Source organism: Stenotrophomonas sp. 610A2, from assembly GCF_030549615.1.
GTDB classification, from domain to species: Bacteria; Pseudomonadota; Gammaproteobacteria; order Xanthomonadales; family Xanthomonadaceae; genus Stenotrophomonas; species Stenotrophomonas pigmentata.
The window spans coordinates 3,209,291-3,220,992 of record NZ_CP130832.1 but is presented as its reverse complement, the minus strand read 5'-3'; the positions used below and the strand labels follow the sequence as shown (position 1 = coordinate 3,220,992).

13 protein-coding genes are annotated in these 11,702 nt (G+C 64.9%); 4 read left to right on the top strand and 9 right to left on the bottom strand.

The window, feature by feature from the left end:
- Positions 1–19: 19 nt before the first annotated feature.
- Positions 20–901, bottom strand: a complete 882-nt coding sequence (locus tag Q5Z11_RS14480; protein ID WP_303747053.1) for an SPFH domain-containing protein — start codon at positions 899–901, stop codon at positions 20–22.
- 239 nt (positions 902–1,140) lie between these two features.
- On the opposite strand from Q5Z11_RS14480, the gene purT reads away from it, so the two are divergent.
- Positions 1,141–2,325 (top strand): formate-dependent phosphoribosylglycinamide formyltransferase, encoded by a 1,185-nt coding sequence (gene purT / locus Q5Z11_RS14475; protein ID WP_303747052.1) that lies wholly within the window; start codon positions 1,141–1,143, stop codon positions 2,323–2,325.
- A gap of 341 nt (positions 2,326–2,666) precedes the next feature.
- Here the strand turns inward: purT and Q5Z11_RS14470 are convergent, their stop codons facing one another.
- The 3 genes from Q5Z11_RS14470 to Q5Z11_RS14460 all read right to left on the bottom strand — a co-directional run bounded on the left by Q5Z11_RS14470 (position 2,667) and on the right by Q5Z11_RS14460 (position 5,241).
- The gene (locus Q5Z11_RS14470; RefSeq protein WP_405051701.1) at positions 2,667–3,833 is read right to left on the bottom strand and encodes an endonuclease/exonuclease/phosphatase family protein; all 1,167 of its coding nucleotides are present in this window, start codon (positions 3,831–3,833) and stop codon (positions 2,667–2,669) included.
- A 132-nt stretch (positions 3,834–3,965) separates the two neighbouring features.
- On the bottom strand, positions 3,966–4,352 hold the full coding sequence (locus Q5Z11_RS14465) for a hypothetical protein (protein WP_303747050.1): 387 nt from the start codon (positions 4,350–4,352) through the stop codon (positions 3,966–3,968).
- 148 nt (positions 4,353–4,500) lie between these two features.
- A complete protein-coding gene (locus tag Q5Z11_RS14460; protein WP_303747049.1) occupies positions 4,501–5,241 on the bottom strand; it encodes an arginyltransferase in 741 nt (246 codons plus the stop codon).
- Between the two features lie 150 nt (positions 5,242–5,391).
- Here Q5Z11_RS14460 and Q5Z11_RS14455 point away from each other — a divergent pair, with 150 nt between their 5' ends.
- Entirely contained in the window at positions 5,392–5,976 is a 585-nt protein-coding gene (locus Q5Z11_RS14455; protein WP_303747048.1) for an EF-hand domain-containing protein, read from the top strand.
- Positions 5,977–6,042: 66 nt separating this feature from the next.
- Here Q5Z11_RS14455 and Q5Z11_RS14450 read toward each other — a convergent pair whose 3' ends face one another.
- From Q5Z11_RS14450 to Q5Z11_RS14435, 4 genes are all read right to left on the bottom strand, one after another.
- The gene (locus Q5Z11_RS14450; protein WP_303747047.1) at positions 6,043–7,257 is read right to left on the bottom strand and encodes an RNA polymerase sigma factor; all 1,215 of its coding nucleotides are present in this window, start codon (positions 7,255–7,257) and stop codon (positions 6,043–6,045) included.
- 61 nt (positions 7,258–7,318) lie between these two features.
- The gene (locus Q5Z11_RS14445; RefSeq protein ID WP_303747046.1) at positions 7,319–7,849 is read right to left on the bottom strand and encodes a pathogenicity-like protein; all 531 of its coding nucleotides are present in this window, start codon (positions 7,847–7,849) and stop codon (positions 7,319–7,321) included.
- Between the two features lie 3 nt (positions 7,850–7,852).
- Positions 7,853–8,749: an acyl-CoA thioesterase II gene (tesB, locus tag Q5Z11_RS14440; protein ID WP_303747045.1), complete on the bottom strand. Its 897-nt coding sequence runs from the start codon at positions 8,747–8,749 to the stop codon at positions 7,853–7,855.
- Between the two features lie 105 nt (positions 8,750–8,854).
- Positions 8,855–9,637 carry an enoyl-CoA hydratase/isomerase family protein gene (locus tag Q5Z11_RS14435; protein ID WP_282271432.1) on the bottom strand — a complete coding sequence of 261 codons (783 nt, stop codon included), beginning with the start codon at positions 9,635–9,637 and terminating at the stop codon, positions 8,855–8,857.
- Between the two features lie 36 nt (positions 9,638–9,673).
- Here Q5Z11_RS14435 and Q5Z11_RS14430 point away from each other — a divergent pair, with 36 nt between their 5' ends.
- Positions 9,674–10,117 (top strand): copper chaperone PCu(A)C, encoded by a 444-nt coding sequence (locus Q5Z11_RS14430; RefSeq protein WP_303747044.1) that lies wholly within the window; start codon positions 9,674–9,676, stop codon positions 10,115–10,117.
- On the opposite strand, the gene Q5Z11_RS14425 is transcribed toward Q5Z11_RS14430, so the two are convergent.
- Positions 10,118–10,981: an AraC family transcriptional regulator gene (locus Q5Z11_RS14425; RefSeq protein WP_303747043.1), complete on the bottom strand. Its 864-nt coding sequence runs from the start codon at positions 10,979–10,981 to the stop codon at positions 10,118–10,120.
- Positions 10,982–11,097: 116 nt separating this feature from the next.
- Here Q5Z11_RS14425 and Q5Z11_RS14420 point away from each other — a divergent pair, with 116 nt between their 5' ends.
- A complete protein-coding gene (locus Q5Z11_RS14420; protein ID WP_303747042.1) occupies positions 11,098–11,631 on the top strand; it encodes a carboxymuconolactone decarboxylase family protein in 534 nt (177 codons plus the stop codon).
- The last annotated feature ends 71 nt before the right edge of the window (positions 11,632–11,702 follow it).

Here is an 11,702-nt window from a genome sequence, read left to right as displayed (position 1 = left end):
GATTACCTCATTACGTTGTTCAGTACAGCGAGCCGGCATTGACCACCGGTTGCGTGCCGCGGTCCGAACACAGCACGGTCAACAGGTTGCCAACCATCTGCGCCTTGCGCTCTTCATCGAGCGTGACGACGGCATTCTTCTCAAGCTCCAGTAACGCCATTTCGACCATGCCGACGGCGCCGGCGACGATCTGCGTACGTGCGGCGATCACCGCGCTGGCCTGCTGGCGCTGCAGCATCGCCTGGGCGATTTCCGGCGCATAGGCGAGGTGGCTGATACGGGCGTCAAGCACCTGCACGCCAGCATCGGCCAGGCGTTCGGCCAGTTCGTCCTTCAGGTGCTGGGAGATCTCGGTGGCATGGCTGCGCAGGGCAAGCTGGCCTTCGGTGTGCTGGTCGTAGGGATAGCTGGTGGCCATCGCACGCAGGGCCGACTCGGACTGGATGTGCACGAAGCTCTCGTAGTCGTCGACGTTGTAGACGGCTTCGGAGGCGTCGATTACCTGCCAGACGATGACCGCGGCGATCTCGATCGGCGAGCCATCCAGCTCGTTGACCTTGAGCTTGCCGCTCTCGAAGTTGCGCACGCGCAGGCTGACCGCACGCTTGCTGTAGAAGGGATTGTTACAGCGCAGGCCGTTTTCCTTGACCGTGCCCACGTACTTGCCGAACAGGCTGATCACCGCGGCCTGGTTGGGTTGGACCATGTACAGGCCGCAGCTGAAGATGATGCCGACGACGACCAGCAGGATGCCGCCGATCACCAGGATGCCACCGCCGCCGGTGCCGTTCTTGGTGACAACGACCGCGCCGATGATGGCGACGGTGCCGACCAGCATCAGCAGCAAGGCGCCAAGCAGGGTGGGGATGCCGGACATGGAACCGAGGGACTTCTCTTTCATGGCACATCTTCCGTGGTAGTTGGAATGAAAGATATCAAATTGATATCAACATGCAAGCGATTTTGACGGGGCTCCGGGCAGAACCGAAAACCCCTGGCCCGGGGAAGCGCGGCCCATCCGGGGAAGGAGTGGAGCGGCGCCGGTGATGGGGAGATCGCGCGACCCCGGCTGCGCGCGCGCTTACCCGGGCTACGTTGCCTAGAATAGGCACCCTCTTTTGCGCCTCCCGGAACCGCCTGATGATCACCCTCGGTACCCCGCTGTCCCCATCCGCCACCCGTGTCCTGCTGCTTGGTTCGGGCGAACTGGGCAAGGAAGTGGCCATCGAGCTGCAGCGCTTCGGCGTGGAAGTGATTGCCGCCGATCGCTATGCCAATGCCCCGGCCATGCAGGTCGCACACCGCAGCCATGTGCTGGACATGCTCGATCCCGCCGCGCTGAAGGCCTTGATCGCGCAGGAGCAGCCGCACCTGGTGGTGCCCGAGATCGAGGCGATCCACACCGAAACCCTGGTGCAGCTGGAGGCCGAACAAGGCCTGCGGGTGATCCCGACCGCGCGCGCCGCGCGCCTGACCATGGACCGCGAAGGCATCCGCCGGCTGGCCGCGGAAACCCTGGGTTTGCCGACCTCGCCGTATCGCTTCGTCGATACCGAAGCCGAGTACCGCGACGCCGTCGCCGCCATCGGCCTGCCGTGCGTGGTCAAGCCGGTGATGTCGTCCTCGGGCAAGGGCCAGAGCACGCTGCGCAGCGAGGCCGACATCGGCCCGGCCTGGGAATACGCGCAGACCGGCGGCCGTGCCGGTGCCGGCCGTTGCATTGTCGAAGGCTTCATCGACTTCGATTACGAGATCACCTTGCTGACCGTACGTCACGCCGATGGCACAGCGTTCTGCGATCCGGTTGGCCACCTGCAGAAGGACGGCGACTACCGAGAAAGTTGGCAGCCGCAGGCGATGTCGGCCAAGGCACTGGAAGGCGCGCAGCAGATCGCCCGCGCCATCACCGAGGATCTTGGTGGTTGGGGTCTGTTCGGTGTCGAGTTGTTCGTGAAGGGCGATGAGGTGTGGTTCAGCGAAGTTTCGCCGCGTCCGCACGATACCGGCCTGGTGACCTTGGTATCGCAGGAACTGAGTGAGTTCGCGCTGCATGCGCGCGCGATTCTGGGCCTGCCGATCCCGGCCATCCGCCACAACGGCGCATCGGCATCGTGCGCGATGCTGGCGCAGGGCAATGGCGTGCCGTTCTTCAGCAATGTCGCCGAAGCGCTGATCCATCCGGATTCGGCGCTGCGCCTGTTCGGCAAGCCGATGGTGCAGGGCCAACGCCGCGTCGGTGTGACCCTGGCCCGCGCAGCTGATGTGGATCAGGCACGCGCGATCGCGCGTGATGCGGCAGCGGCGATTGGAATCGAGCTGCGCTGAGCTTTGCCCCCTCCCTTTGCCGAAGGCAAGGAGAGGGTTGGGGAGGGGGGAGCTCCGTTGTTGTGATGCTGTTCCCGCAGCAGCAGTCGCCCTCGCGCTTGTAGGAGCGGCGTAAGCCGCGAAGCTGGCAATGCTGCAGCAGCGGGATGCATCGTCATCTGATGATGTACGAGCTTCGCGGCTTACGCCGCTCCTACAAAGGTGGGCGAGCATCATCAGCCGCGAAGCCGGCATTGCTGATTGCCATGGTCTTTGCGACCTGATGGTTCAGTTGCTTCGCGGCTTACACCGCTCCTACAAAATACAGAGGCAAAAAAAACGCCGGCTTAGCCGGCGTTTTTTTACTTCACATCCACCCAGACAAGATGGTGGTCGCTGCCGTCGGCGATCTTCGCTTCCGGGCTGTCATTGGCTGGCCAGAACACGCCGCTGCCGATGTAGCTCAGGCCGGTCGAGGGCAGCACGTAATCCAGGCGCATCGTGCCCGAACGCGGGCCGAAATCGCCAGTGGCATGTTGCGGGGCGCCGCGGCGGACAATGCCTTTCTCGGCATAGGCCAGGCTGGTCTGTTCGGCGCCGACGCTGGTCGGCGTCGGGTAGCGCAGCACGCGCGGGTGTTCCAGCAGTTCGAGGATGGCGTCGTGGCGGCCGTCACCATCGGCCGGATCATTGTTCAGATCGCCGACGATGACGAAACGTGCGTCCGCGGCGAGGCCACCGCACGCGCCCTTGTCGTCACACAGCCAGGGCTTGTCGCCGCCATCCAGGTATTCCTTCCACAGCCGCAGCTCGTCGTGGTTGCGGGCGGCATTGCGCTTTTCCTTGCCATCGAACACCGGCGGAGTGGGGTGCGAGGCCAGCACGTGTACCGTGCCCAGCGGCGTGCGCACCGGCACATCCCAATGCGATTTGGACGACAGCCGTAGCTGCGACCACACCGCGTCTGGCCAGAACGACTTGCCGGTGCTCGGATCGGTCGGGCGGATTGCGCCGGGCATCGTGCTCCACTTCAACAGCTGGAAGCTGCGCACGGCGGCTTCATCGATCGGATACCTGGATAGCACCAGCATGCCGTACTGGCCCGGATGCAGGCCGTAGCCCCAGGCATCGTTGCCGCGCTCGCGGCCCTTGCCGCCGACCGTGCCGTTATTGTCCAGGTCCAGGCCGCTGGGCACGCCGGTATTGACCGGGGCGAGGTAGCGGTAGGGATATTTCAGTGCTTCGCCGCCGCCGGGCTGGGCGACTTCCAGATAGCGTTGCTGGAACAGGTCGGCGGCGCGGTGGGCGTCGTCGAAATCGAATTCATTGAGCAGGACCAGATCAGGCCGCGTCTGCTGCAGCACAGCAGCGATCTTGCGCGCGTGCGCGCTGTCGCCCTGCAGTTCGCGGATCAGGCCGCCTTCTTCTTCGGAGTACAGCGAGGTGTTGTACGTCGCTAGCCGCAGCTGCTCCGGCGCGGCGGCACTGCCGCTGGGTGAGGTGGAACAGGCTGCCAGCAGCAGGGTCATCGGGGCGAGTAGGGTTGAGATGCGCATCCGCCGATTTTCTCACGTCGCCATGACGATAAGGCGAAATGATGCACTGGCAAAAACACGGACGCCCCGCGAGCGGGGCGTCCAGGGACAGCGTTGCTACGTCGCTTAGAACGAGCAACCCATCGCGCCGAAGCTGGTCTTGGCCTGTTCCAGTGCGGTCTTGCACTGGTTGGCCAGCTCGGTCTTGTCGGTCACGCCTGCCCAGGCGCTACGCGACTGCTCGATACCCTGCTTCATCATGTCGCGCTGGGCTTCGGGAACCTTGTCGCTGATGCATGCGTAGACCTTTTCAAGGTACTGATCGCATTCCGGAACGCCGGTGCCGGCCTTGACGGTGTCGGTGGCCGGAGCCGGGGTGACTTCGGCTGCAGCTGCTGCCGGAGCAGCGGCCGGGGTGGCTGCCGGTGCGTCGGTGGCCGGGGTTTCGGCCTTCTTGCAGCCAGCGAGGGCCAGGGTGCCAATGGCAGCCAGAATCAAAAGTTGGGTCTTCACGCATTACTCCTGTTGAATGGATACTTCCTTGCGCCATCACGTTGCGCGATGACATTCCTATTTTGCATAAATCCCGGTTAAATAAGTATCAAGGCGCGTCACAGTTGAGCGCGGTCCCAATCAGGGCAGGCCGAAGCCACCGTCCTGCTCACCCAGCACCCAGCACCCAGCGCTTGCCGTCGAAGTATTCCAAGGGGCTGTAGCGGCGCTTGTAGTCCATCTTGCGGTGGCCGTTGATCCAGTAGCCCAGATACAAATGCGGCAAGCCGGTGCGCTGCGCCCAGGCAATCTGCTGCAGGATGCCGAAGGTGCCGAGGCTGCGTTTTTCCTGGTCCGGATCAAAGAACGTGTAGACAGCGGACAGGCCGAGTTCGGTGACATCGGTGACGGCGACGGCCAGCAGTTGCCCGCGTTCACCGCCGGCGCCGGGCGTGCGGATCTCCATGAAGCGGCCATGTGACCAGCTGCCGACCAGGAATTGGTCGAACTCGTGCGGGCCGTGCTCGTCCATGCCGCCCTTGGCGTGGCGGTGGGCGAGGTAACGTCGATACAGCGCGAATTGTTCGTCGGTACGCTCGGCCGGCAGAATCCTGCACTGCAGGTCGGCATTGTGCGCCAGGCAGCGGCGCTGGCTGCGGTCAGGGCGGAAGCGCGCCACCGGGATGCGCACTGGTACGCAGGCGCGGCAGCCTTCGCAATGCGGGCGGTATACAAGGTCGCCGGAACGACGGAAGCCCCAGGTCAGCGCCATCGGGTAGAGCGCGCCCAGCCGCTCGTCCTGGGGATCCAGCACCAGGTCTCTTGCCTGCCGTTCCGGCCAATAGCCACAGGGATGCTCGCCGGTCTGGAACAGGCGCAGTTCTTCGTTGTTTTCACCGTGGGCTGCCATGCGCACAGCATAGCTGTGGCGCGTCGCAAAACCTGCGCCTGTCTGCGTGATGAATATTGTCGGCGCAGCGGTCAACCGAGCTGCAGGTTGGCGCGTTGACCGTAGCGAGGACGCAATGCCGCGTCCGCAGCCTCACCACGGAGCCACACCATGACCAAGACCCACCGCAAACCTCTCCTCCTGCTGGCGATGCTGCTGGCCACCTCGGCGACCGGCTTGGTGTTCGCAGCCGCGCCTGCCAGCCCGAGCCCGGCGCCGCAGCGCCTGGACGCCAACAACGACGGTGTGGTGGATCGCCAGGAAGCGGCAGCGAATCCGCGCCTTGCGCAGCGTTTCGACGAACTGGACAAGAACAAGGACGGCAAGCTGTCACGCGAGGAGCTGCCGCGCCCGCGTCATGGTGCACGTCACGGCGGTGATCGCCACGCTGGTCATCACGGCCAACGCGACGGCGGTTTCATGCGCGGCATGGATACCGATAACGACGGCCGCATCAGCGCCGCCGAATACCAGGCCAATTTCGCTCGCCTGGACGTCAACAAGGACGGCTACATCGACCAGGCCGATCGTCAGGCCCGCGCCGAGCAGCGCCGTGCCGAGTGGTTTGCCAAGGCCGATACCAACAAGGATGGAAAGTTGAGCCCGGAAGAACTGCAGGCTGCACGCAAGGACGGTCATCGCGATCACCGTGGCTCACGCGGCCCGGTGCCGCCGCAGGCTCCGGCTGCGAAGTAATCCCCGGAGAGGCGCCGATCGACAACACCCCCGCTGGCAACAGCGGGGGTGTTTTGTTGTTGGACTTCAGTGCTGCAGCAAGGCGTACAGGGTCGCCACCACTGCCAGCAGCGATGCGCTGACCACGGCGCTGCGCCCGAACATGCTCTGATAGATCCAGGACGGGCCGTTGCGGCCATGCCGGGCGGCATCACGGGCAAGCATCGGCGCCATCATGCGCGGCAGCGTGACCAGGTACTGGTAGTTCAACACCGCCATGCCTATTGCCAGGGTCAGCAGTCCGCCCACCGGACCCATGCGGAGCACAACGCCGGCCATGGCGCAGATGCAGAACACCAGGGCGCTGACGGTGTGCAGGCGCATGAAGCGGCGAATGCGCAGGGTTTCCTCCGGCGTCTCGGCATAGTGCAGCAGGTAGATATTGGTGAGATAGGCCCCGACGGTGCCAAACACGACTGCGCCCGCCACTATCCATAGATCGAAAGGATTCTCGAACAATGCGTTTACGGCGGCGCCGAGTGTTCCTGCGGCCGCACCGCTGCCAGCGGTGTTGACGCCCAGAGTGCCGACCCCCAGTTTGCCAGCGCTGGTGCCTGCAACACCCGCACCGCTGGCAATGATCGCAGCGCTGGCTACACCAGGCGCGGCCAGCATCAGCGCCGAGCTGACCAGGGCGGCAAAGGCGGCGCTCGGCGCAGAGCTGCGTGCGAATTCACCAAAGCGCTTGAGCATTTCCTCGCGGACACTGGCGCGGGCACGCGACAGGCGCTTGCGCACGGCTGCATCGCTCAGGCCCAGCAGCATGGCCACCTGCTGGGAGCTTTGTCCCTCGCGGTAATACAGCAACAGCGCTTCGCGGCTGTCCTCGGGCAGGGCCGAGATGATTTCCTCGGCGACCAGTTCTTCTTCCACCCGCGCCATCGCGTCGACGCCATTTGGCGAGGGATCGGCGGCCATGCCGATGGCGATTTCCGCGGCCTCGCCGCTGAGTGGGCGGTTGCGGTTGGCACGCAGCCAGTCGCGGGCCAGATTGCGGGTGATCTGCCGCAGCCAGGGCAGGAAACTGGAGCTGTTATTGAGTTGGGTGAGCTGCTGCCAGGCCTTGATGAAGGCTTCCTGGGCGATGTCCTCGCTGGCCTGGACGTCGCGGGTGATGGCCAGGGCAATGGCGGTCACCGTGTTCTGGCAGGCCAGCACGATGCGCCCATAGGACTGCGTGCAGCCCTTGCGGGCGGCGGGCAGTTCGTTCTGCAGCATGGTTTCCAGCGTTTCGGTGCTCATCGGACAGGCCTTTTCGACGGTACTGCCAAACAGGACGGGCACCGAAGCCCGATGTGACCGATTATTTTTCCGGTGCCGGTGCCGGTGCCGGCTGCGGGGCGTCGGGCTGGGACTGGATGCGGACGCGGAACTCGTCTTCGCTGGGCTGCTGCTGGACCGGCTGTGCATGTGCGGCGGGGGCAGCGGGAGCGGCGGTCGGCGCAGTGCGATGGCGCATCATGATCACCAGCGCCACGCCGGCAATCACCACCAGCAGGGCGATGCGGATGCGCCACGCCCAGCTGCGGCCATTGCCGGCCTCGGCGGGTGCTTCGCGGAAGGCGTATTCGGCGGTGGGATGGTCGCGGCGGGTGGTGTCGAGCAGGCGCTTGTCGCGCAGGATCTCACGCGCACGCGGCTGGTCGTTGGCATGCACCACCCAGACCGAAGGCAGGTTCTCGTTGTTGACCTTGTCGGTATAGCTGAACTGGCCGCGGCGCTTGCTGTGGTAGGAGCGGCCGTTGGTGACCCGCACCTCGATGCCGGCATCACGGAGGATCTCCGCCACGCCCTCGGCGTTCTCGACGCGCTGGCTGCTGAAAATCTTGCGCATGGTTCAGCCCTTGCTCGCTTCGTTGTCGTCGGGGGTTACGCGGATCAGGCCTTCCTGTGCGGTGCTGGCGACCAGCACGCCGTCGCGGGTATAGAACTGGCCACGCGCCAGGCCGCGCGAATCCTGCGCGCTGGGGCTGTCCAGCGAGTACAGCAGCCAATCGTCGACGCGGAAAGGACGATGGAACCAGATCGCATGGTCCAACGAAGCCATCTGCACATGCGGCTGGTAATAGCTGATGCCGTGCGGGAAGGTCGCCGTGCCGAGCAGGTGGAAGTCGGAGGCATAGGCCAGCAACGCCTGGTGCAGCTCCGGTGCATCACCGATCTTCTCGTTCAAGCGCAGCCACACCTGGTGATAGGGCGGGCGCTTGGGCGGGTTCAGCTCGTCACGTGGATAGACATGGCGGAATTCGAACGGACCGCCGCGCGAAAGCCAGCGCTGCACCTTCACCGGCAAGCGTTCCAGCACATCGGCCGGCAGCGGGCGGCTCGGCTCGATGTCCTCGGGCTGCGGCACGTCCGGCATCTTGTGCTGGTGCTCGGCACCGCGCTCGGCCTGCTGGAACGAGGCCGCGCAGAAGAAAATCACCTTGCCGTGCTGGATGGCGGTGACCCGGCGCACCGAGAAACTGCCGCCATCACGGGTACGGTCCACGTCATAGACGATGGGGTGGTCGATGTTGCCGGCACGCAGGAAATAAGCGTGCAGCGAATGCACATGGCGGCCGTTCTCGACCGTGGCCTGGGCGGCGGCCAGCGCCTGCCCCAGCACCTGCCCGCCGAACACGTACTTGGTGCCGATGTCGCGGCTCTGGCCACGGAACAGGTTGTCCTCCAGCCGCTCCAGCGACAGCAGGTCAATCAGCTCGGATACCACGGGTTCGGGCGTGTTGGACAAGGCGGCGGCCTTCTTTTCGACAGGCCGCGATTATAGGCGAGCAGGGGAAGGGGAACGCAGGCAGCAGCGGCTGCCGCAGTTCCCCTGGCCCGGAACGGGTGATTCTCAGTTCTTGCCCAGGCGAGCAGCCAAGGCCTGCAAAGCGCCCTGCGCATCCGGCGAGAACCAGGCCTCGACGAAGCGCTCCAGCTGGATGTGCTCGGCCTGCATGGCCTCATGCAGGTCGGCACGGGCGATGGCGCGGGTCTGCAGCATCGGCTGCGCCGGCAGCTTGAGCTGGGCCTGCAGCCAGCCAATGGCGCGTTCGACCACCTGCGGCGCACCGTCAGCCAGTTCATCGACCAGGCCGATTTCCAGGGCGCGTTCGGCGCTGACCAGTTGGCCGCCGGTCAACAACACGCCGGCGCGATGGTGGCCAACCACGCGGCGCATCAGCCGCTGGATGCCTTCCGGCGCGACCAGGCCTACCTGTACTTCGTTCAGGCCGATCACATAGGGTTTTGCCGGGTCGGCGCTGCGTGCCATCACCCGGTAATCGCAGCACAGCGCCAGCACGCAGCCGCCAGCCGGTGAATGCCCGGTCAGCGCGGCTACTACCGGAACCCGGCTTTCGGCCAATACCCGTGCAGCGCCGAAGAAGGCTTGCCAGCTGTCCATCAGCTTGCGCTTGTCATCGCCATGCGAGAGCAGGTGCGGCACGTCCATGCCGCCGGTAAAGATGCGCTCGCTGCCGGACAGCACGATGCCATGCACGTCGTCGGTCATGGCCAGGGTGACGGCGGCAATCAGCGCACGGCACAGTTCGGTATCCAGCGCGTTGACCGGTGGCCGTGCCAGGCGCAGTTCACGGATGGGGCCATGGTTGATCACTTCGATGAGCGTGGTCATGCTGCGGTTTCTCGTACGGCAAGGAGTCGTGGCCTGATGATAACCAAACCATTCGTGTGCGTACTGTTGGCCTTGTGTGCTTTCGAGGCCGCAGCTGCAGCACCGGCCTGCGTGAGCGTGGAGCAGGGCTGGGTGCGGTTGACCCCAGCGGCGATGCGAATGGCGGCGGGCTTTGCGCGCATCCGCAACGGCTGCGCCAGCGAGGTGGTTGTCGTCGGTGCGGGCAGCAAGGCCTTTGGCGATGTGTCGCTGCATGAAACCACGGTCACGCAAGGCGTCAGCCGGATGCGCGAGATCGATCGCTTGCCGATTGCCGCGGGTGCATCGGTCGAGCTGAGGCCCGGCGGTCTGCACTTGATGTTGATGCAACCGGAAGTGCCGCTGACGGAAGGCGCGCAGCTGCCGTTGCGGCTGAGCCTGGAAGATGGAACCAAGGTGGACGGCATGCTGCAGGTACGACGCGAGCCGCCCGCGCGCTGATCAGGCATCGGCCTGCTTCAGCCAGTCGCGCGGCGACATCCCGATTTTGGCGGCGAATACCCGCGACAGCGCCGAGGCGTTGGCATAGCCCAGCTCGTCGGCCAGCGTCTTGATCGGCCGGCCTTGCCGCAGCCGGCGTTGGGCCAGGGCGATGCGCCAATCGGTGAGGTAGTCCAGCGGCGTCTGTCCAACGATGTCGCGAAAGCTGTTGGCAAACGCGGTGCGCGACATGCCTGCCTGTTCGGCGAGGCTGTTGAGTGTCCAGCTTTCGCCGGGGCGATCATGCATGGCGGCCAAGGCACGCGACAAGCGCTGATCCGACAGGCCGGTGATGAAACCGGCGGGTATCCCGGCTTCCTGCGGATGATCCAGCAGCCAGCGCAGCAACTGGATGACCACGACTTCGAACAGCCGATCGGTCAGCAGGCGCTGACCGCAGCGAACGTTGTCGGTTTCGTTGAACAGCAGTTCGAGTGTCATCGCCAGGCCGGGGATGCGTGCCAATGGCATTGCGATCAGCGACGGCAGGCCACGTACCAGCGGATGGGCGATGCCGCCATCGAAATCAAGCCGCGCGCAGGTGAAGTCAGCGCCCTCGCGTGGTGGGTTGTGGAAGCGGTGATTGAACGGGCGCGGATAGAACAGCAGCGTCGGCTCCTCGAAGTGCATCGAGGCGGGGATATCGCGGCTGCCGGGATGGCTGACCTCGAGTTGGCCGCGTCGCAGTACGTGCAGATAGGCATGGCCTTCGCCCGCATCAAAGCTGGTCAGCCCGCACAGCGGGCCGGAGTGGAACAGCTGCGCCTGGAAGCGGAAGTTCTCCAGGACGCCTGCCAGTCGATCTACCGGGGGAAGGGCGTTCATCTGTACCAATTGGTTCGTTTGATGAACTAATCGTATCAAATGGTTCTGGTTCGGGCGGGATACTTCTTTCACGGGCTGACGGCCCGGCAAACATCCCAACCGATCAGGAGATCACCATGTCACGCATCAATCTGCAGACCCAGACCGCCCCCGCCGCCAGCCAGCCGCTGCTGGCACAGATCCACCAGGCCTTCGGCGCGACGCCGAACATGTTCAAGGCAGTGTCCAATTCCCCGGCTGCATTGCAGAGCATGTGGGGTGCATTCGGTGCCTTGGGCAAGGGAAGCCTTGGCAGCAAGCTTGGCGAGCAGCTCGCTGTTGCCATCGCCAACCGCAACAGCTGCGAATACTGCCTGGCCGCGCACACCGTGCTGGGGCAGAAGGCGGGTGCTACCGCCGCTGAAATGGCATCGGCACAGGCGGGGCAGTCGGAGGACGCGCGTACCGCTGCGGCACTGCGCTTCGCGCTGAAAGTAGTGGAACAGCGTGCGCAGCTGGATGACGCCGATGTGGCCGAGCTGCGCAGCGTTGGCTTCGGTGACGAGCAGATCGTCGAGATTCTCGCGCATGTGGCGTTGAACCTGTTCACCAACTACATCAACGTGGCGCTGGATGTGCCGGTGGATTTTCCGAAGGTTGCGTTGAAATAAGGCTGCGCGAAGGCAGGCAGTTCACCGCCAAGCCCGCAACTGCAGCTGAAGCCCCTCTCCCGCTCGCGGGA